This is a genomic window from Leisingera sp. NJS201 (genome assembly GCF_004535885.1).
GTDB lineage: Bacteria > Pseudomonadota > Alphaproteobacteria > Rhodobacterales > Rhodobacteraceae > Leisingera.
The window spans coordinates 3978356-3997427 of sequence record NZ_CP038234.1; the positions used below are offsets into that span (position 1 = coordinate 3978356).

Genomic DNA, 19072 nt, shown 5'->3' on the forward strand with positions numbered 1-19072 from the left:
TTATCCCAGCTTGATGGTGTTGGCGTCGGTGAACTCAGCCACCGGCACATGCAGGTTCTCAGGCGCCGGGCCTTTACGGATGCGGCCTGCGGTGTCGTAGTGCGAACCGTGGCAGGGGCAGAACCAGCCGTGGAAATCGCCGGAACCGTCGCCCAGCGGCACACAGCCCAGGTGGGTGCAAACACCCATCATCACCAGCCATTCGCCGGCCTCGTCCATGGTGCGGTTCGCGTCAGCCGCGTCAGTACCCGGCTTGTTCGGGTTTTCCGACCGCGGGTCGATCAGTTCGGACAGCTCCACGGCGCGGGCTTCATCAATCTCTTCCTGGGTGCGGCGGCGGATGAACACCGGCTTGCCAAGGAACATGACCGAGATCTGCGTGCCTACTTCTACGCCGCTGACATCGACCAGGATCGAGGACAGCGCTTTCACGTCGGCGGAGGGTTCATCTGGTTGACCAGGGGCCATACGGCGGCACCCGCGGTCACTGCCCCGGCGCCGGCAGTGGCGTAGTAGAGGAAATCTCTCCGGGTTCCTTCGTGGTCTTCTGCGTGGGACACGAGGTTTTCTCCAATTCCAGCGCCCGTTTAGGGCAAACATGCGCATGCACCGCGATTGCTCGCAGTGACTCTGGCGCGTGTCTAGCGGGGAGAAGGGCATTCGTCCAGCGGTCATAGGCGCGCAGAAAGCCGCAGACGGCAATTCTGTCACCACTGTGTGACCGTGCCGCACCCATATCGGTGCGGCACCTGTCTTAATCAAGAGGCGCGCTCAGCCCGCCGGCGGTTTTGTGGCCTGCATCGAGGGGCGCGATTCGAAGCCCGCAAACCACTCCGCCAGTGCCTCGTTGCCCTGGCGCCAGCCCGCATCAGGGTGGCGCAAGTCCACATATCCCAGCGCACAGGCCACCGCGATCTGGCCAATATCAAGCGGCCCCTGCAAATGGCTCATCCAGCGCGCATTCAGCGCGGCACAGCCGCCCAGAACCTTGCTGCGCTGCGCATCCAGCCAGCCATCCCATTGTTTTTCCTCAGGGCGCAGGCGTTTTTCATAAGCCATCAAGATCGCCGCATCCATAATGCCATCGGCGGTGGCTTCCAGAACCTTACTGTCCCAGCCGCCACCATACAGCCTGCCGCCGGCCCGGTCGTCCAGATAGGCGCAGATCACCCGGCTGTCATACAGCGCAGGTCCGTCATTGCGCTCAAGCGCCGGGATTTTGGCCAGCGGGTTGCTGGCTTTCACCTCTGCACTGGGGCTAAGGGGCGTTGTGGTCACATTCAGGATTTCAACATCCTCAATCTGCCCGGTCTCATGCAGCAGCACCAAAACCTTGCGGGCAAAGGGCGACGCCGGTGAATATGTAAGCTTCATGGAAAATCCTCCGCTGTTTGGCTGCAGCCTACTGCATGCCCTGCCAAGGGGAAGGGGCAATCAGCACACTGTGCTATACTGGTCTGGCTCAGCCAATGTCAGGAGGACCCTCAAATGATCATGCGGATATTCCAGGTTGTCATCCGGCCGGGCAAGGAGGCCGATTTCAGCAAGTTCTTCCATGAGACCGCCATTCCGCTAATGAAAGGCACCAAGGGCATCGTTACTGTCCTGCCAGGCGCGCCGCGCACCGAAACTCCGCGGGAGTTCAGCTTTGTGATGGTGTGGAAGGATCTGGCGTCGCTCAAGGCCTTCGCGGGCGAAGACTACACCAGTCCGCACATCGACCCGGCTGAGGCCGAATTGGTCGAGTCGCGCAGCATCAAACACTATGACTTGGTGGAAACCTGACCTTAGGCGCAGTTCCCGCTTGCAGGAATCTCTGCTGCTTGGCAAAGTCCCGGCGTTCTCAGGGCGGGGCGGAATTCCCCACCGGCGGTAAGCGGGCCAAGTCCCGTAAGCCCGCGAGCGGCGTCTGTGTCCACAATCCGAAAAGTGGGAACCGGTTTTCGGGAAAATTGTGGAACAAGCATAGATGTGTCAGCAGATCTGGTGCAACTCCAGAGCCGACGGTCACAGTCCGGATGGAAGAGAACGTGCGTCAGGACCGTTCCGGGCTGCCTAGCCCTTTGCGTGCCTGCCGTTCGTGATCGCCTTGGGTGACGTGTCAAACCTATAGGAGATTACGACATGACACACACCCGCTATGCCTTCATCAAGGCGCAATGGCACACCGGTATTGTGGACCGTGCGCTGGACGGTTTCCAGCAGCTGATCCCGGCGGATCAGGTTGATGTCTTTGATGTCCCCGGTGCTTTTGAAATGCCGCTGCTGGCGCAGGAACTGGCCAAAAGCGGAAAATACGCAGCTGTGGCCTGTGCCGCCTTTGTCGTCGACGGCGGCATCTACCGGCATGATTTTGTGGCTCAAGCCGTGGTTGACGGTCTGATGCGCGCCGGAATGGACACCGGGGTTCCGGTGCTGTCGGTGTCGCTGACCCCGCATCAGTACCAGGAAACCGATCACCACAACGCGATTTACCGCGCGCATTTCGTGGAAAAGGGGCGCGAGGCCGCCAATGCCGCGCTGATGATCGGCAAAACACGGGCAGCGGCGCTGGCCGCTTAACCCAAATAGGCCTTTAGCGCGGGCGGCGGATTGTCCAGCAAGTCCGCCGTTCCCTGCGGCGGATGCGCCTTGCCATCCGCCACAAGCACCACTTGGCCCGAAATCCGGCGCGCGTCATTCGGATCATGGCTGACCATCAGCACCGTGGCGCCGCTTTCGCGCGCCAGTTCCGCAACCAGATCCAGCATCTCTGCCTTCAGCGCCGGACCAAGTGCCGCAAAAGGTTCATCCAGCAGCAGGATATCGCGGCCCTGCACCAGTACCCGCGCCAGGGCCACCCGGCTTTGCTGCCCGCCGGACAGAGCCGCAGGTTTCCGCCCCCCCATGCCGCCAAGACCAACCCGGATCAGCGCTGCGTCAATCTTTTGCCACTCCGCCTGGTTGAGCCGCAGGTTCGCTTGCAACCCCAGACCGACGTTCTGCGCCACGGTCAGATGCGGAAACAGGTTGCCGTCCTGAAACAGCATCGCCACCGGCCGCTTGCCCGGCGGCCTGCCGGTCAGGTCTGAGCCGTTCCAAGAGACGCGCCCACGGGTGACCGGCAGGAAACCGGCCACTGCCTCCACCAGCGTGGACTTACCGGCACCCGATGGACCAATCACCGCGACGCAGGCACCCGGCGCAATCTCAAGATCCGCCTCTACCACATAGCCGCCGTTCATGATCCGGCAATTCTCAAGCCTCAGCATGCCAGCGCCCTCCGCGGTCCAAAATCCAAAACGCACCCATCGACAACACCAGCAAGAGCAATGCAGCACCCGCTGCGGCCTCCATCCGGTAGGCCCCATCAGCCTGTAAATCTGCAAGGGCAGCGTTGCGAAATCCGGATCGGCAAACAGCGTTACCACGCCCAGATCCCCATCGACAGTGCCGCAGCCAAGCCCGCGGCAAACCCGGTCTGCGCCCGCATCCGGGCAGAAAGACCCGGCGCACAAAGGCCCAGCCCTGCATATCCAGCGACAGCGACAACCGGCCATAGCGACCCAGCACTTCCCGCGCACGGGGAACCAGGATGCGCATTGCAAAAGGCAGCGCCATCACCGCGTTGACCAGCGCCGTCACCGGCAGCGCCAGGGCAAAAGGGTCTGCGACAGGGTAGATCAGGATGAACAGCCCGGTGCCAATCACCAATGGAGAGGCCGCAAGCCCAAGAATGCCCGACAGTTCGGTCAGGCTGTTCCGGCCAGCTGCAACCGCAGCCGCCATCGGCAAGGCCAACGCAAGAAGGATTACAGTGCTGATTGCAGCCACCAGAATGGAGTTCCCCGCGGCCTGCAATACCGTGCCCTTCAAGTCAGCAAGCCCGGGCAGTCCGGCCAGCACGATCGCTGCCAGCGGCAGCAGTAAGAAACCAGCTGAAAGGGTAATCCAAACGGTGTCAAGACAGCGCGCCACAGCCCCCTGCCCGTCCCAGCGCCGCACCGCGCGGTCAAGACCGGCACCGAACCCTTCGCCCGCCGACACCCGCAGCGCGGCAAGCGCAGCTGCGCCGGTCAGCAATAACTGCAATCCCGACAAAAGCGCAGCCCGGCCCAGGTCGAAATCAAAGCGGAACGCCTGATAGATGGCCAGCTCGATCGTGGTCGCCCTGGGGCCGCCGCCAAGGGTCAGCGCAACCGCAAAACTGGAAAGGCAGATGGCAAAGACGACAGCCAAAGCACCCGGCGCCACCCGCCGGAGCATCGGCCCCTCTAGCAGCCGCCACATCGCCAGCGGACCGGCATCCAACTGCGCGGCCAATCGGAAGCGTTCAGCCGGGATTTCCTGCCAGCCCTGCAGGATCAGCCGAGTCGCCAGCGGCAGGTTGAAGAAGACATGTGCCAGGACCACGCCGTGCAGGCCATAAATTTGCACCGGCTCCAGCCCGAACAGGCCGAAAAAGCTGCTCAGCCAGCCAGCCCGGCCAAACACCGCCAGAAGGCCCAGAATGGCAACAATCACCGGCAGAATGAAGGGGGCGCCAAGCAGGGCAATCAGCAATGCCCGCCCTGGAAACCGTCGCCGCGCCAATGCGCGGGCCACGGGTATCGCCAGACTAACGCTCAGCAGCGCCGACAGGCTGGCCTGAGTGAGCGTGAACCGCAACGCCGCCCAATCGCTGGCACCAAATCCGGTTCCGGCCTCGGCCCTGAGTGCCACAGCACCCAAGGTTCCCAAGATCAGCGCGACGACAAGCAATGCCGCGCTGATTCCGGGAACGGAGCTTACTGGCTGAGCGCGTCCAGCCATTCGCCAAGCGCTGCATCCCGCACCTCTGCCGCTTCAGTTTCGCTCAGCAGCAAGGACTTACCTGGCGCGATCAGCGTTTCGAAACCCTCCGGCAGACCCGCAGAAGGTGTCACAGCGGGGTACATCCAGTTGGTGGTCGGAATGATCGACTGAAAGGCGTCGGACACCATGAATTCCAGAAACTGGTCGGCCAGCTCAGACTGATCGGTGTTTGCCAGTTTGCCTGCAACTTCCACCTGCATGTAATGACCCTCGTCAAAGGCGGCAGCCGCCTTGGAGCCGTCTTCCTCAGCAATCAGGTGATAGGCGGGCGAGGTGGTGTAGGAAAGCACCATGTCGGCCTCGCCTTCCAGGAACATGCCGTAAGCCTCGGACCAGCCCTTGGTCACGGTGACAACGTTGTCAGAGAGGCTCTTCCAGATTTCCGGCGCCTCATCGCCATAGGCGGCTTTCACCCACAGGAGCAGGCCCAGACCGGGGGTCGAGGAGCGCGGATCCTGAATCAGGATCTTCATGTCGCTGGTTGCCAGCGCCTTGAAATCCGACGGGAAACCCGCCTGTACCGCTGCATCGGCGTTATGAACAAAGGCAAAATAGCCCCAGTCATAAGGCACAAATGTCGCGTCGTTCCATTCGACCGGCAGCGCAAATTCGGCGCTGACCGAATGATCCGCAAACAGGCCGGTTTCCTTGGCCGCCGCGGTCAGATTGGTGTCGAGACCCAGAACGACGTCTGCGTCCGAGCGCTCGCCCTCCAGCTTCACCCGCGCCAGCAACGCGGCGCCGTCGCCCGCGCCGACCAGTTTCAGATCGCAGCCGCAGACGTCTTCGAACGCCTTTTCAACTGCCGGTCCGGGGCCCCAGTCGGAGACAAAGCTGTCGTAGGTATACACGGTAAGTTCCGGCGTTTCGGCAAAAGCCGCCGAGGCGCCAAGCAGTCCCGCGGCAAAAACAAGATGTTTCAAGCCATCCTCCTTTGCGGCGTTGGGCAAGGGTGGAGGCTGTCCAGTACCTTCCCTCCGCCGGTGTGATCCGGTTCAGGTTCAACGGGTTTCATCTCAGCGCTGCTGCGCACCCCGAGGTCGCGCGGACCTTATGCTCCAGGCGCCGCGAACACAAGCCAAAGCCCCGCCAGGACTTATGGCCCTTGGCAAACTGGACCGCAGCCAGCGCCCCCTCTGTTCCTCTGGCTGAAAATATCCCGGGGGAGCCGCCGCAGGCGGCGGGGGCAGCGCCCCAGCCCGCGTTGCCGCACAGGAATCCTCTTGAGGCACAGGCCCCTGCCCGCTAAGCACGTTCCGCAAAGGAGACCGCGCCTCATGTCGATGAACAGCTTTGGACACCTCTTCCGCGTCACCACCTGGGGCGAAAGCCACGGGCCCGCGCTTGGCGCCACCGTGGACGGCTGTCCGCCGAATGTGCCGCTGGAGCCGGAGATACTGCAGCAGTGGCTCGACAAGCGCCGCCCCGGCCAGAACAAGAACACCACCCAGCGCAATGAGCCTGACGCGGTGAAAATCCTGTCCGGCGTGTTCGACGGCATGTCCACCGGCACCCCGATTCAGCTGATGATCGAAAACACCGACCAGCGATCCAAGGATTACGGCGAGATTTCCCAAACCTTCCGTCCGGGCCATGCTGACATCACCTATTTCCAGAAATACGGCAACCGCGACTACCGCGGCGGCGGCCGTTCCTCGGCGCGCGAAACCGCAGCGCGGGTTGCAGCGGGCGGTGTTGCACGTGAAGCAATCAAGGCGCTGGTGCCGGGGCTGGAGATCAAGGGCTATATGACCCAAATGGGTGAGCTGGAGATCGACCGCAGCCGGTTCGACTGGGATGCGATCGAGCAGAATGACTTCTGGATCCCCGATGCCGGCGCGGTGCAGGAGTGGGAAGATTACCTGCAAGGTCTGCGCAAGGCGCACGACTCGGTGGGCGCCGTTGTCGAAGTTGTCGCCCGCAATGTCCCCGCAGGCATCGGCGCACCAGTCTATGGCAAACTGGACACTGATCTGGCCGCCGCGATGATGTCGATCAACGCAGTCAAAGGCGTGGAGATCGGCGAGGGCATGAATGCCGCGCGCCTCAAGGGCTCGGAAAACGCTGATGAGATTTTCATGAGCGAGAACGGGCCGGAGTATTCCTCCAACCACGCCGGCGGTATCCTGGGCGGCATTTCCACCGGGCAGGATGTGGTTGTGCGTTTTGCGGTGAAACCGACGTCATCGATCCTCACCCCGCGCCAGTCGATCCGCAAGGATGGCTCGGCAGTGGAGGTCATCACCAAGGGCCGCCACGACCCCTGCGTCGGCATCCGCGCCGTACCGGTGGCCGAGGCGATGATGGCCTGCGTGATCCTGGACCACCTGCTGTTGCACCGTGGCCAGATTGGCGAGAATCAAGGCAGGATCGGCTGAATATGCGGCTCTAACAAAGGGTTTCCCGGCAGCAGTGTTGGGAAAACACTCTCAGCTGTGATCGCCCGAGCATTGGCTGTGGTCACCGAGAGCCGTCAGCACCTTGCAGCAGCCGCCATTGCCGCCGTCGCAAAGATGGCTGATCCGCTCCAGCTCCGCCGCCAGCTGCTCCAGCTTGCGGATCCGGTCTTGGACATTGGCCAGCTGACTGCGGGCAATACGGTCGGCTTCGGCGCAGTCATCTCCGAGATTCCCGTCCAGTCCCATCAAAGACTTGATATCTTCCAGCGGGAAACCGAGGTCGCGAGCATGTTTGATGAAACCCAGCGCGTTCATTCCGTCCTGCCCATAGCGGCGCTGATTGCCGGCATTGCGGCCGGGCTGCGGCAGCAGACCGATCTCCTCGTAGTATCGGATGGTGGGAACCTTCACCCCGGTGGTCTTGGACAGCTGACCGATGGAAAACATCTGCGGAACCTCTTGAAGCTCTAGTGACTGGAGGCCCTACATTGATCTCGAATCAGGAATGAGGACAAGAGAAATGGCAGGCTGCTGCAATCACAACGCCCGTTTTGACGGCGTCTCGGCAGATTATAAACGCAGGCTTTGGCTGGTAATCGTCATAAACGCCGGTATGTTTGCGGTGGAAATGAGCGCGGGCCAGCTGTCGGGCAGCCAAGCGCTGAAGGCGGACGCGCTGGACTTTCTGGGCGACGCGCTGACCTATGGTATTTCGCTGGCGGTGATCGGCGCTACCCTGCGCACCCGGGCACTGGCGGCCCTGGGCAAGGGCATCAGCCTTTTGCTGATGGGGCTCTGGGTGTTTGGCTCTACCGTTTATCAGGTGTTTTTTGTCGATGTGCCGCAGGCGCAGATCATGGGGGTGATTGGCTTTATGGCGCTGGCGGCCAATCTGATTTCGGTGATGCTGCTGGCACGCTACAAGGATGGCGACGCCAATGTGCGCTCTGTCTGGCTGTGCTCGCGCAATGATGCGATCGGCAATGTGGCGGTGATGATTGCCGCGTTTGGCGTCTGGGGCACGGCAACCGGCTGGCCGGACCTGATTGTGGCCGGCATCATGGGCGGGCTGTTCCTAAGCTCCGCCTTCCAGATCCTGGTGCAGGCGATGCAGGAATGGCGCGGGGAAGAGGCGCGCCCTGCGGTGCATCAGAACTAAACAACTGTGCCGCTTGCGGCACGGGCGGCGCCCTGCATTGTTCAGACAAACAGCCCTGCGTATACCTCGCGCAGGGCTTTCTATGTTGCGCGGCAGGGCTTCCAGCAGGGTGAGGGAAGTGGATGCCATCGACCTCCACCGGCAGAGAATGAGCGTCGCGACCAGGCGACAGATACCCTTCTTCGTCAAGGCCCGTCTGCACCCAGTAATTTAGGACCGTGTCACCTCCTAGTGCTGGACGGCCCGTGCCAATGTCACACCGCCAGCACCGACTGCCAGCTGGATTTTGAGTTGTCTGTTGTCGCTCCACCGCCGACGCCGCTCGGCGCCCACAGCCTCGCTCAGTCTGGGCTCTCCACCCAAGACACATCGCAAACGTTGCACTGCAAGTATCTTAATTTCTGCAGGCTCCGTTGCGCTGGTGCTTATTAGCGGGAATCTTGCCGCTGAAAGATCTACGACGGCGTAGCTCGTCGCCGTGCGGCGAACCACGAAGTTCACAGGAAAATACCGGCTGGCGTCACTTTGAATTGCTGGCTAGGGGCGGCAAATCCAGCAGCGTGCAGGTCGGGGCTGACAACTCTTTCGACATATCAGACGAAATGGTTTCATTAAGGATCGGCAAGGCACCATTGTGATGAAGTTCCCTTGCTTTCGCGACCAAATCCTCTTCATGCCTTTCAATTAGCGCTTTTACGTCAATGCTGACCTGACATTCCTGGCTGAAACAATGAAGAGCCGCGTTCGAATAGGCACCTTCGCCCGCCAGATTGGGCTGACGCCCTGCTTCATTCCCACTGCAGCTTCCAAAACTGTTCTGAGATCGATGGGAGGCTGGATTGAAGACTATGACGACAACTACCCACACAGCGGGCTGAACTGGCGCTCGCCGCGCGTGTTCATCGAGGCCAATACCGAAACCGCTTAGCAACTGTATTGTTCAAACGGTCTGATAGGTCCATTTCTGGCGAGATTTGCAGAGCGCGTTAACGATTGTTACGGGCTTCCGGGCGACCGCCTTGATGACAACCTTGTGTGGTTTTCCGGCGGCGCGCAGGCGATCGGCGAAGGGCTTGAGAACCGGATTGTGGTGGCTGGCAACGAGTGCGGCCTGGAATAGGACGTGGCGCAATAGCCTTCTGCCTCCGCCAATGGCACGTTTTCCGCGAAGGGCACCGCTGTCATGCGCGATGGGAGCAAGGCCTGTGAGAGCTGCGGCCTGTTCACCGGATATGTGTCCAAGTTCCGGCATTTCCACTATGAGCATTGTGCTGGCGACTGGCCCAATTCCTGGAACTGACCGCAAGATTTCTGAGGTCTCCGCAAGGTTTTCATCAGCCGCGATGATTTGCTCAATCTGGGCTTCCAACTCAGCGATCTGACGATCCAGAAGGTCTTTCAAGTCGGCGTCCATATCTGAAAACACTTCAGATGATCCCAGCTTTCTGTGCGCTTTGATCTGCGTCAGAAGCCGCTTGCGTGTTTCGGCGATCTGCCCACGTTCGGACACCAAGGCTCTGAGAAGACGTAACCTCTCATGCGGAAGGCTGCGCCCGGAATCTGGCCGGAACACCATGAACCGGGCAATTAGTCCGGCGTCAATCCTGTCAGTCTTGGCCCGTGTGCCTCGGCTGGCGGCAAAGGCTTTTATCTGTGCAGGCGGCAATTGCCGTGTTGTCAAACCCGCACCATCCAAAGTTGCCCATAACCGCCATTCCTGACCACCAGTGGCCTCGAAACAAACGAGCGCATCCAGGTCCCGAGCCAGTCCGGCAACTTGCTTATGACCCTCAATGTTGTTCGGCACCCTCACACGCTTGCCATTGGGCAGGCAGCGAAGGTCCAGCCAGTCTCGACTGACATCTATTCCGATAACTGCCGCCCGTGTTATTTTGCTCATACCCTCTTCCTTCTGATCCGTGGTCCTTAGTGGCAACATGCAACTGTTCGAGATGATGAAGAGAGACGGTGCTGGCTCGCTAGCAAACGTGGTCACACCCGCAAGGCTCAGACGCCATGCACCGCCCCGTCAGCAACCTCGGCCAAGGTCGCTGACGGGGGCAACATAGCAAAGCTGAGATACAGAAGGCTCAGGACACATTGATTTCGATTGATCGTCATGATTCACCGGTCGAAAAATTGAACGGTGACATGTCTGATCTCTTTTGGCTGACCGACGCGCAAATGGCCGGATGGAGCCTTATTTCCCGAAATCCCATGGAAAGCCATGTATCAATGACTGGCTTGTCTTGAGCGAAATTATCTTCATCAATCACAATGGCATAAGGTGGCGGTATGCAGCCGGGGAATACGGCCCGCACAGTGAGGCGGGACCGTCGCCCCGGTGGGGCGGCGTAAGCCCGGTGAACGCATTACAGCCGTTGGAAACGCTGGAGCGACAAGGGTATCTTTGCGCAGATGATGGCCGGTCTGACGCCTTCGCGCAACCAATCCGGCGAACGTGATGTATCAGGCGGCATCACCAAGGCGGGGGATGCCAATCTCAGGCGGGCGCTGTGCGAGGCCGCAACGGTCATGATGAACCGCGGCAGATCGACTGGACTGAGAAAATGGGGAGCCCAGCTCGCACAGCGCCGTGGACGCAAGTGCGCGATGGTTGCCTTGGCTCGCCGAATTGCGGTGATACTCCATCGGATCTGGATCGATGGCACAGTATTCCACCCGGATACCGTGCCGAACATGGGCTGACCGGATGCTCCTCCACCCTTCGCCTGCATGATCGCAGGTCTTCGAAGTCCCGTAAGGACATGGTTCCGATGATGCCGAGGTCTGGACTGTCGCTGGCTTCCGTCAAGCACGCCAATGAGATGGGCACATCGGAATTGCATCGAACCAGCATCATATTGGCAGCCAGCACGCTGACCACGGACCGAAGCATGTACCCGAAAGACGTCAACCGAAAGCCGCGGCAGAAAGCAGGACGGGCTACAATAGGCCGGTGAGACCGCTTTGGCGGATCAATTTGCCTGCCTAAACCGCTTGACTGGGAAGTCCCCGTTACCGAATTCCTGACCCAAAGGGCAAACCTGTCCTTAATCGCTTCTTAGCAATGGATCCGCAAATGCCGTCTGGAAGGCAGTATTTTAACTGTTCATGATCAATCGCGGATTTCCAGCCGGTTCTGACTGCCGCGGGTGCGCATCAATGGGGGCCGCCTCTTCCAGCTGCTATCTTCAGGTCGGCAAAGAGGCGGCAAAACAAAACCCCCGCTCGCAGGCGGGGGTTCTCAGTCACGGAAGTGAGGTACGTTTACGCGCGGACCAGTTTCTCGTAATCCTCAGCAATCTCGCGGGTCAGGGCGCCGACCACGAATTTATACGGGCCGATCTCGCCGACCGGAGTGACCTCGGCGGCGGTGCCGGTCAGCCAGCACTGTTCGAACTCTTCCATCTCTTCCGGCTTGATGCGGCGCTCATGCACAGTGATGCCCTTGTCCTTGAGCATGCCGATCACGGTCTGGCGGGTAATGCCGTTCAGGAAGCAGTCGGCCTTGGGGGTGTGCACCTCGCCGTCCTTCACGAAAAAGATGTTGGCGCCGGTTGCTTCGGCCACATAGCCGCGCCAGTCCATGAACAGCGCGTCCGAGCAGCCCTGCGCGGTCGCTTTGTGTTTGGAAATGGTGCAGATCATGTAAAGACCTGCCGCCTTGGCATGGACCGGGATGGTTTCAGGCGACGGACGTTTCCATTCGGCAATCGCCAGCTTGGCGCCCTGCATCTTGGCGTCGCCATAGTAGGCGCCCCAGCCCCAGACTGCGATCGCCATCCGCACCGGGTTGGCTGCGGAGGCCACGCCCATGTCATCGCCGGAACCGCGCCAGACCAGCGCGCGGATATAGGCGTCCTGCAGGCCGGAGGCTTTCAGGGTTTCTTCCTTTGCCGCCTCGATCTGGTCGACGGTATAGGGCATCGGCATGTCCAGCGCCTCGGCGGAAGCTATCAGGCGCTCGGAATGCTCGCGGCTTTTGAAGATCTTGCCATTATAGGCGCGCTCACCCTCAAACACCGAGGAGGCATAATGCATCGCATGGGTCAGGATATGCACCTTTGCATCCCGCCAGTCGACCAGCCCCCCATCCATCCAGATCACACCGTCGCGGTCGTCATAACCTGCCATGCCGCACTCTCCTAAAACTCTGCGGGATTTCCATTTATTGCGCACATTACGTCCGAGAGGAACATAATATTGCGTCAAAGTTGGGATTCGATACATCTTCACCCTTGGAATGTCAACAACACTGACATAAACTGCATGGCAATACAGACGAGGGGGCACCGAATGCCGGAAGGCCGGACAGGGCAGGGATACGGCGGCGAAAGCCTGCTGTTTCTGACGGATGAGCAGCTGCGCCAGGGGATCGAGGCAATGTTTTTTGCCTACCGTGGCTTTACCGCCGATCCGGACCGGATTCTGGCGGAAATGTCCTACGGACGGGCGCATCACCGGGCGGTCCACTTTATCAACCGCTCACCCGGAACGACGGTGAACAACCTTCTCAGCATTCTGGGCGTGACCAAACAGTCGCTGAACCGGGTGCTGCGCACATTGATCGGCGACGGTTTGGTGATCAGCAAGGTGGGTGAGCTGGATAAACGCGAGCGGCATCTGTATCTGACCGATCAGGGCGCGGCGCTGGAGGCCACGCTGTCAGACGCCCAGCGCGCCCGGATGCGCGCCGCCTACAAAGATGCCGGCCCCGAGGCGGTGCAAGGTTTCAAAAAGGTGCTGGAAGCAATGATGGATGCGGATATGCGCCGTGCCTATGCCAAGTTGCGGGATTAAGGCGTATGAGCATGCATGACGCCCATCTGCTGATCATTGACGACGACGAACGCATTCGCGGGCTTTTGAAGAAATTCCTGATGCGCTCCGGCTTTCTGGTCACTGCAGCGCGCGACGCGGCCCATGCCCGCCGGGTGCTGGCGGGCTTGGATTTCGACCTGATCGTCATGGATGTGATGATGCCCGGCGAGGACGGTATCTCGCTGACAACTTCCTTGCGCGAAACCATGGCCACACCGATCCTGCTGCTGACCGCCAAGGGCGAGACTGAGGACAGGATTGCCGGACTGGAAGCTGGCGCGGATGACTACCTGCCAAAACCCTTTGAGCCCAAAGAGCTGCTGCTGCGTGTCAACGCAATCCTGCGGCGGATGCCGGACACGGTTGCACAGGAAAGTGCGCCCAAAGTGCTGCATCTGGGTGCCATCCGCTATGACATCGAACGCGGTGAAATGTGGCAGGGGGATGAGCTGATCCGCCTCACCGGCACCGAAAGCCAGTTGATGAAGATCTTCTCGGCCCAGCCCGGCGAGCCGGTCTCCCGCACCAAGCTGGTCGAGGATCTGGGCCGCGACCGCGGTCAGGCGCAGGAACGCGCGGTAGATGTGCAGATCACCCGTTTGCGCCGCAAGATCGAGCCGAACCCGAAACAGCCGCAATACCTGCAAACCGTCCGCGGCGCAGGCTACATGCTGGCCCCGAGTAAAGCCCCAGCCACTTCTTCTGGCCGCAATTATCCCGGGGTCCGGGGCAGCGCCCCGGGATTCCCCTTGCCGCGCAGCGCCGCGGCCCCCTAGGGTCGCGCCAAACCCCGCAGCAGGAGGATACGAGCCATGACAACCGCACTGATCACCCACGCGGATTGCCTGAATCACGTAACGCCGGACGGGCATCCGGAACAGGTGGCACGGCTTGCGCATATCCTGCACGCGCTGGAACCATTGGACCTGAAACGCGTAACCGCGCCGATGGCTGCCGAGGACGACATCCTGCGCATTCACCCGGCCGGCTACCTGTCGGACTTACGCAAGTCCTCTCCGGCAGAGGGCTGGGCGCAAATCGATGGTGACACCTTCCTGTCCCCTGGCTCGCTGGATGCAGCCTTCCGCGCAGCAGGCGCCGTTGTGCGTGGCGTCGATATGGTGCTGGGCGGCGAGGTGCAGAATGCTTTTGCCGCGGTGCGCCCGCCGGGACATCATGCCGAAACAGATACCGCGATGGGTTTCTGCCTGTTCGGCAACGCAGCACTGGCGGCCAAACATGCGCTGGATCATCACGGCCTGAACCGCGTTGCGGTGGTGGATTTCGACGTGCATCACGGTAATGGTACCCAGGATCTGCTGTGGGACGAGGCGCGCGCTCTGGTGATCACCAGCCAGCAGATGCCACTCTGGCCCGGCTCCGGCCGCCCTGAGGAGGACGGTGCCCATGGCAATATCCTGAACATGCCGCTGGCACCGGGATCGGGCCGCACTGAAATGCAAGCGGCCTATGAAGGCCAGGCATTTCCGCGCCTGCGTGCCTTCAAGCCAGAGTTGATTATCATCTCGGCAGGCTTTGACGCCCACCAGGACGATCCGCTTGCCAGCCTCAACTGGGCAACAGAAGATTTCGCCTGGATCACTGCCGAACTGTGCAGACTTGCAAGTGAACTGTGCCAGGGCCGTATCGTCTCGACTTTGGAAGGCGGATATGATCTGAACGCGCTGGCCGCCGCAACGCGCGCGCATGTGGAAGAATTGATAAAGGCACCGGCATGACTGAGACCCGCAACGAGCCCCCGTGGACCAGATGAGCTTTGAACAGGCGATGCGCGAGCTGGAAGGCGTGGTGGACCAGCTGGAGCGCGGCGACGTGGCGCTGGATGCCTCAATCGCGCTTTACGAACGCGGTGCTGCGCTGAAGAAACGCTGCGAGGATGAGCTGAAACGCGCCGAGGAAAAGGTTGCCGCCATTACGCTGGACGCCAACGGCACCCCCAAGGGCACCCAGCCGCTGGATGCCGGCTGAGCCATGACCGCCGCAGCAGACGCCCGAACGCGCCCCTTTGCAGATGCGTTGAAAAACGCACAGGCCAGCATCACCGCACATATGGAAATGCGGCTGGCAGGCAGCGACAAGCTGCATACTGCGATGCGCTACGCCATCACCGGCGGCAAGATGCTGCGCGGCTTTCTGGTGCTGGAAAGCAGCCGTCTGCACGGTGTCCCGGCTGAAGCTGCCCTTGAGGCAGCGCTCGCTATTGAATGCATCCACGCTTATTCACTGGTACATGACGACCTGCCCTGCATGGACGATGACGACCTGCGCCGCGGCCAGCCTACTGTGCACAAAAAATGGGATGAGGCGATGGCAGTTCTTGCCGGCGACAGCCTGCAGGCCTTTGCCTTTGAGTTGCTGGCAGACCCCAAGGCTGGCCCCCACGCCCTGACCCTGATCCGCGGCCTGGCGCAGTCCTCCGGCAAAGACGGCATGGTGTCGGGCCAGATGCTGGACATAGCGGCAGAGACCGCCGACGCGCCGCTGACGCTGGAGCAAATCACCAGGCTGCAGGGCCGCAAAACTGGATGCCTGATCGAATGGTCCGCCACTGCCGGCGCGGTGCTGGCAGGCGAAGATCCTGCGCCGTTGCGGCAATTCGCACGTGCCCTTGGCCTTGCCTTCCAAATCGCCGACGACATCTTGGATGTGGAAGGCGATGCCGCCAAGGTCGGCAAGGCCGTGCGCAAGGATGCCGATGCCGGCAAGGCAACCTTTGTCTCGCTGCTCGGTCTGGCAGAGGCAAAAGCCCGCGCACAGTCCTTGTGCGACGAGGCCTGCACCGCGCTGTCACCTTATGGTGAGGATGCAGCAACCTTGAAGGCAGCCGCGCGTTTCGTTATTGCGCGCGACAGCTAACCCCGCGCGCCACGCCCCGGCACCCTGCCCGGCGCAGCCCAAGGAGACACCATGTCCGACCGGCCTAAGACCCCGCTTCTGGACCAGATTACCCGCCCGCGGATCTGAAGGGGCTGACGGATGCGCAGCTGGTGCAAGTGGCGCAGGAACTGCGGCAGGAAACCATTGCTGCGGTTTCCGTCACCGGCGGCCATCTGGGCGCAGGCCTGGGTGTGGTGGAGTTGACCACCGCCCTGCACGCAGTCTTTGACACTCCGCGGGACAAGGTGATCTGGGACGTCTCCCACCAGTGTTATCCGCATAAGATCCTGACCGGGCGCCGCGACCGTATCCGTACACTGCGGATGAAGGACGGCCTCAGCGGTTTCACCAAACGTTCCGAGTCGCCCTATGATCCGTTTGGCGCCGCCCATAGTTCCACCTCGATCAGCGCCGCGCTTGGCTTTGCGGTGGCGCGCGACCTCGGTGGAGTGATCCCCGAGGGCAACGGCGACGCTATCGCGGTGATCGGCGACGGCTCGATGTCGGCCGGCATGGCGTTTGAAGCGATGAACAACGCAGGCCATCTGGGCAAGCGGCTGATCGTCATCCTGAACGACAATGAAATGTCGATCGCCCCGCCCGTTGGCGCGCTGTCGTCTTATCTCTCACGCCTCTACGCAGGCGAACCCTTCCAGGAGCTGAAGGCCGCCGCCAAGGGGGCCGTCTCGCTGCTGCCCGAACCCTTCCGCGAGGGCGCCAAACGCGCCAAGGACATGCTGAAAGGCATGGCCGTCGGCGGCACTCTGTTCGAAGCCTTGGGGTTTTCCTACCTCGGCCCGATCGACGGGCATGACATGGATCAGCTGCTGCCAGTGCTGCGCACGGTCAAAGCCCGCGCCACCGGTCCAATCCTGATCCATGTGCTGACCAAAAAGGGCAAGGGCTACGCCCCGGCAGAAGCTGCCCGCGACAAGGGCCACGCCACCGCCAAATTCGACATGGTGACGGGGGAGCAGAAGAAGGCGCCCTCCAACGCGCCCTCCTATACCTCGGTGTTCGGCAACGAGCTGGTGAAGCTCGCAGCCGCGGACGACAAGATCTGCGCCGTGACCGCGGCGATGCCCGACGGCACCGGGTTGAACCTGATGGCCGAACGCTACCCCTCGCGCACCTTTGACGTCGGCATTGCCGAACAGCACGGCGTGACCTTTGCCGCTGCATTGGCGGCCGGCGGCATGAAACCCTTCTGCGCGATGTATTCCACTTTCCTGCAGCGGGGTTATGACCAGGTGGTGCATGACGTGGCGATCCAGCGTCTGCCGGTTCGCTTTGCCATCGACCGCGCCGGTCTGGTGGGCGCCGATGGTGCCACCCACGCAGGCAGCTTCGACATTGGCTATATGGCAAATCTGCCTGGCATGGTGGTGATGGCCGCCGCCGACGAGGCCGAGCTGGCCCATATGATCAAAACAGCTGCAGCGCATGACGACGGCCCCATCGCCTTCCGCTATCCCCGCGGCGAGGGCGAAGGCGTCGAGATGCCGGAAACCCCGGACGTGCTGGAGATCGGCAAGGGCCGGATGATCCAGGCGGGCAAACGCGTGGCGCTCTTGTCCTTCGGCACCCGCCTGGGCGAGGTGCGAAAGGCCGCCGAAGCATTGGCGGCCAAGGGCATCACCCCGACCATCGCCGACGCCCGCTTTGCCAAACCGCTCGACCGCGATCTGATCCTGCAGCTGGCTGCGGATCACGAGGCACTGATCACCATCGAGGAAGGCGCAGTGGGCGGTTTCGGCTCCCATGTCGCACAGCTGCTAGCCGAGGAAGCCGTGTTCGACAGCGGCCTCAAGTACCGCTCCATGGTGCTGCCCGATACCTTTATCGACCAGGCCAGCCCTGCGGATATGTACGAGGTCGCGGCCATGAACGCGCCGCAGATCGAAGCCAAGGTGCTGGAGGTGCTGGGCGTGGCAACAATTGGCGAGAAGCGGGCTTAACGCGCTTTGAAACTTGGTCCGAACCTGCCTGTATAAGCGCGACTGCGCCTGCCGGGGAGCAAGCGTCCCGGCCGTGAGAATTACACCCCCGGCGGCTCCGCAGGCGGCACAAAGCTCTCCATATCCTCGGCTTCCAGCACTGCCCGCAGCCCTCGCGATAGGTCGGATAAAGCAGCTTCACACCCAGCTCTTCCTTGATGCGGAGGTTGCGGACGCGCTTGTTCTCTCCATAGAAACTGCGCGCCATAGGGGTCATGCCAGCCTCGTCAAAGGGCACTTCGGCGGGCACCGGCAGGCCCAGCAGTTCTGCGGCATGGCCCAGCACATCCTGCGGCGGCGCCGGATCATCGTCGCAGACGTTGAAAATGGCGCCGGGATCGGGCTGCGCAATGGAGGCCGCCAGCACCTGGGCAATGTCCTCCACATGAATGCGGGAAAAAACCTGACCCGGCTTGATGATCCGCCGCGCCTTGCCCGCCATCAGCTTGGCAAAGGGGCCACGGCCGGGGCCATAGATGCCCGCTAGCCGGAAGATGTGCAGCGGCAAACCGGGGATGGCCTGCCATTGCGCCTCGGCCCGGGCGCGCCAGTCGCCGCGCTCGCTGGAGGGCGTCACCGGCGTGGCCTCATCCACCCAGGCGCCGTCGTGGTGGCCATAAACTGCCGTAGTCGACAGATACCCCACCCATTCCAGATCGGGGGCCGCAGTGATTTGACCAGCCATCGCGGCCAGCACCGGGTCGCCCGCCATGTTCGGCCCTATCGAGCTCAGAACATGGGTGACCCCGTCCAGCGGCACGTCCTGCCCGGGCCAGGTGATCATCTCCACGCCTTCGGCCTCCACAGCCTCGCGCGAAGTGCCGATAACCCGCCATCCCTGCGCCAGCAGGCGCGGCGCAAGCGCCCGGGCGGTATAGCCAAATCCAAGACAAAGCAGCGTTTTCCTCATGCTTCCTAGATGCGTTGACCGCGCCTGCTGTGCAAGGGTTGATTCGAATCCC

At 61.7% G+C, this 19072-nt stretch carries 16 protein-coding genes, 6 pseudogenes and 2 riboswitches; of the genes and pseudogenes, 13 read left to right on the forward strand and 9 right to left on the reverse strand.

Features of this window, described 5'->3' with window-relative positions:
- Both petA and ETW23_RS19665 read right to left on the reverse strand, forming a co-directional pair.
- Window positions 1-560 (reverse strand): annotated as a pseudogene (gene petA / locus ETW23_RS19660) (ubiquinol-cytochrome c reductase iron-sulfur subunit).
- A gap of 211 nt (window positions 561-771) precedes the next feature.
- Window positions 772-1374 (reverse strand): glutathione S-transferase, encoded by a 603-nt coding sequence (locus tag ETW23_RS19665; RefSeq protein ID WP_134830993.1) that lies wholly within the window; start codon window positions 1372-1374, stop codon window positions 772-774.
- Between the two features lie 114 nt (window positions 1375-1488).
- Between ETW23_RS19665 and ETW23_RS19670 the strand changes: the two genes are divergently transcribed.
- Both ETW23_RS19670 and ETW23_RS19675 read left to right on the forward strand, forming a co-directional pair.
- Window positions 1489-1785 (forward strand): antibiotic biosynthesis monooxygenase, encoded by a 297-nt coding sequence (locus ETW23_RS19670; RefSeq protein ID WP_129372719.1) that lies wholly within the window; start codon window positions 1489-1491, stop codon window positions 1783-1785.
- Between the two features lie 50 nt (window positions 1786-1835).
- Window positions 1836-2034: riboswitch (FMN riboswitch) on the forward strand.
- A 90-nt stretch (window positions 2035-2124) separates the two neighbouring features.
- Window positions 2125-2562 carry a 6,7-dimethyl-8-ribityllumazine synthase gene (locus tag ETW23_RS19675; protein WP_134830994.1) on the forward strand — a complete coding sequence of 146 codons (438 nt, stop codon included), beginning with the start codon at window positions 2125-2127 and terminating at the stop codon, window positions 2560-2562.
- Here ETW23_RS19675 and ETW23_RS19680 read toward each other — a convergent pair.
- The 3 genes and pseudogenes from ETW23_RS19680 to thiB all read right to left on the reverse strand — a co-directional run bounded on the left by ETW23_RS19680 (window position 2559) and on the right by thiB (window position 5756).
- Window positions 2559-3251: an ATP-binding cassette domain-containing protein gene (locus tag ETW23_RS19680; protein ID WP_134830995.1), complete on the reverse strand. Its 693-nt coding sequence runs from the start codon at window positions 3249-3251 to the stop codon at window positions 2559-2561. The two genes, ETW23_RS19675 and ETW23_RS19680, sit on opposite strands and share 4 nt — an antisense overlap.
- Window positions 3238-4791: pseudogene (locus ETW23_RS19685) on the reverse strand (thiamine/thiamine pyrophosphate ABC transporter permease ThiP). Before ETW23_RS19685 ends, ETW23_RS19680 begins: the two are co-directional and overlap by 14 nt.
- A complete protein-coding gene (thiB, locus tag ETW23_RS19690; RefSeq protein WP_134830996.1) occupies window positions 4767-5756 on the reverse strand; it encodes a thiamine ABC transporter substrate binding subunit in 990 nt (329 codons plus the stop codon). Before thiB ends, ETW23_RS19685 begins: the two are co-directional and overlap by 25 nt.
- Before the next feature lie 32 nt (window positions 5757-5788).
- A riboswitch (TPP riboswitch) is annotated at window positions 5789-5880 on the reverse strand.
- Window positions 5881-6110: 230 nt separating this feature from the next.
- Between thiB and aroC the strand changes: the two genes are divergently transcribed.
- Window positions 6111-7211, forward strand: coding sequence for a chorismate synthase (gene aroC / locus ETW23_RS19695; protein ID WP_134830997.1), 1101 nt, complete (start codon window positions 6111-6113; stop codon window positions 7209-7211).
- A 51-nt stretch (window positions 7212-7262) separates the two neighbouring features.
- Here aroC and ETW23_RS19700 read toward each other — a convergent pair whose 3' ends face one another.
- A complete protein-coding gene (locus tag ETW23_RS19700) occupies window positions 7263-7679 on the reverse strand; it encodes a helix-turn-helix domain-containing protein (protein WP_134830998.1) in 417 nt (138 codons plus the stop codon).
- Between the two features lie 73 nt (window positions 7680-7752).
- On the opposite strand from ETW23_RS19700, the gene ETW23_RS19705 reads away from it, so the two are divergent.
- The gene (locus ETW23_RS19705; RefSeq protein WP_134830999.1) at window positions 7753-8391 is read left to right on the forward strand and encodes a cation transporter; all 639 of its coding nucleotides are present in this window, start codon (window positions 7753-7755) and stop codon (window positions 8389-8391) included.
- 754 nt (window positions 8392-9145) lie between these two features.
- Window positions 9146-9319 (forward strand): annotated as a pseudogene (locus tag ETW23_RS26280) (IS3 family transposase); the annotation flags it as partial.
- Window positions 9320-9331: 12 nt separating this feature from the next.
- On the opposite strand, the gene ETW23_RS19710 reads toward ETW23_RS26280, so the two are convergent.
- Window positions 9332-10291: an IS110 family transposase gene (locus tag ETW23_RS19710; RefSeq protein WP_134831000.1), complete on the reverse strand. Its 960-nt coding sequence runs from the start codon at window positions 10289-10291 to the stop codon at window positions 9332-9334.
- A gap of 251 nt (window positions 10292-10542) precedes the next feature.
- On the opposite strand from ETW23_RS19710, the pseudogene ETW23_RS25450 reads away from it, so the two are divergent.
- Window positions 10543-10824 (forward strand): annotated as a pseudogene (locus ETW23_RS25450) (transposase); the annotation flags it as partial.
- Complete coding sequence (locus ETW23_RS25455) at window positions 10813-11100, forward strand: transposase (RefSeq protein WP_368075902.1); 288 nt, start codon at window positions 10813-10815, stop codon at window positions 11098-11100. The pseudogene ETW23_RS25450 and the gene ETW23_RS25455, both read left to right, overlap by 12 nt.
- 561 nt (window positions 11101-11661) lie before the next feature.
- On the opposite strand, the gene ETW23_RS19720 is transcribed toward ETW23_RS25455, so the two are convergent.
- Window positions 11662-12528 carry a branched-chain amino acid aminotransferase gene (locus ETW23_RS19720; RefSeq protein ID WP_134831001.1) on the reverse strand — a complete coding sequence of 289 codons (867 nt, stop codon included), beginning with the start codon at window positions 12526-12528 and terminating at the stop codon, window positions 11662-11664.
- A 162-nt stretch (window positions 12529-12690) separates the two neighbouring features.
- Here ETW23_RS19720 and ETW23_RS19725 point away from each other — a divergent pair, with 162 nt between their 5' ends.
- The 6 genes and pseudogenes from ETW23_RS19725 to dxs all read left to right on the forward strand — a co-directional run bounded on the left by ETW23_RS19725 (window position 12691) and on the right by dxs (window position 18071).
- Window positions 12691-13194, forward strand: a complete 504-nt coding sequence (locus ETW23_RS19725) for a MarR family winged helix-turn-helix transcriptional regulator (protein WP_134831002.1) — start codon at window positions 12691-12693, stop codon at window positions 13192-13194.
- 5 nt (window positions 13195-13199) lie between these two features.
- Window positions 13200-13991 (forward strand): response regulator, encoded by a 792-nt coding sequence (locus tag ETW23_RS19730; RefSeq protein WP_254695088.1) that lies wholly within the window; start codon window positions 13200-13202, stop codon window positions 13989-13991.
- Between the two features lie 36 nt (window positions 13992-14027).
- On the forward strand, window positions 14028-14954 hold the full coding sequence (locus tag ETW23_RS19735) for a histone deacetylase family protein (RefSeq protein ID WP_134831003.1): 927 nt from the start codon (window positions 14028-14030) through the stop codon (window positions 14952-14954).
- Window positions 14955-14985: 31 nt separating this feature from the next.
- Window positions 14986-15204 carry an exodeoxyribonuclease VII small subunit gene (locus ETW23_RS19740; protein WP_134831004.1) on the forward strand — a complete coding sequence of 73 codons (219 nt, stop codon included), beginning with the start codon at window positions 14986-14988 and terminating at the stop codon, window positions 15202-15204.
- Window positions 15205-15207: 3 nt separating this feature from the next.
- Complete coding sequence (locus tag ETW23_RS19745; RefSeq protein WP_134831005.1) at window positions 15208-16092, forward strand: polyprenyl synthetase family protein; 885 nt, start codon at window positions 15208-15210, stop codon at window positions 16090-16092.
- A 51-nt stretch (window positions 16093-16143) separates the two neighbouring features.
- A pseudogene (gene dxs / locus ETW23_RS19750) lies at window positions 16144-18071 on the forward strand (1-deoxy-D-xylulose-5-phosphate synthase).
- A gap of 80 nt (window positions 18072-18151) precedes the next feature.
- On the opposite strand, the pseudogene ETW23_RS19755 reads toward dxs, so the two are convergent.
- A pseudogene (locus tag ETW23_RS19755) lies at window positions 18152-19020 on the reverse strand (SDR family oxidoreductase).
- Between the last annotated feature and the right edge of the window lie 52 nt (window positions 19021-19072).

Coding starts and splice junctions, on each gene's coding strand:
- ETW23_RS25455 (WP_368075902.1), top strand. CDS start 10,813: ATGGCCGGTCTGACGCCTTCGCGCAACCAATCCGGCGAACGTGATGTA.
- ETW23_RS19670 (WP_129372719.1), top strand. CDS start 1,489: ATGATCATGCGGATATTCCAGGTTGTCATCCGGCCGGGCAAGGAGGCC.
- aroC (WP_134830997.1), top strand. CDS start 6,111: ATGTCGATGAACAGCTTTGGACACCTCTTCCGCGTCACCACCTGGGGC.
- ETW23_RS19665 (WP_134830993.1), bottom strand. CDS start 1,374: ATGAAGCTTACATATTCACCGGCGTCGCCCTTTGCCCGCAAGGTTTTG.
- ETW23_RS19720 (WP_134831001.1), bottom strand. CDS start 12,528: ATGGCAGGTTATGACGACCGCGACGGTGTGATCTGGATGGATGGGGGG.
- ETW23_RS19745 (WP_134831005.1), top strand. CDS start 15,208: ATGACCGCCGCAGCAGACGCCCGAACGCGCCCCTTTGCAGATGCGTTG.
- ETW23_RS19705 (WP_134830999.1), top strand. CDS start 7,753: ATGGCAGGCTGCTGCAATCACAACGCCCGTTTTGACGGCGTCTCGGCA.
- ETW23_RS19740 (WP_134831004.1), top strand. CDS start 14,986: ATGAGCTTTGAACAGGCGATGCGCGAGCTGGAAGGCGTGGTGGACCAG.
- ETW23_RS19725 (WP_134831002.1), top strand. CDS start 12,691: ATGCCGGAAGGCCGGACAGGGCAGGGATACGGCGGCGAAAGCCTGCTG.
- ETW23_RS19735 (WP_134831003.1), top strand. CDS start 14,028: ATGACAACCGCACTGATCACCCACGCGGATTGCCTGAATCACGTAACG.
- ETW23_RS19730 (WP_254695088.1), top strand. CDS start 13,200: ATGAGCATGCATGACGCCCATCTGCTGATCATTGACGACGACGAACGC.
- ETW23_RS19675 (WP_134830994.1), top strand. CDS start 2,125: ATGACACACACCCGCTATGCCTTCATCAAGGCGCAATGGCACACCGGT.
- ETW23_RS19710 (WP_134831000.1), bottom strand. CDS start 10,291: ATGAGCAAAATAACACGGGCGGCAGTTATCGGAATAGATGTCAGTCGA.
- ETW23_RS19680 (WP_134830995.1), bottom strand. CDS start 3,251: ATGCTGAGGCTTGAGAATTGCCGGATCATGAACGGCGGCTATGTGGTA.
- ETW23_RS19700 (WP_134830998.1), bottom strand. CDS start 7,679: ATGTTTTCCATCGGTCAGCTGTCCAAGACCACCGGGGTGAAGGTTCCC.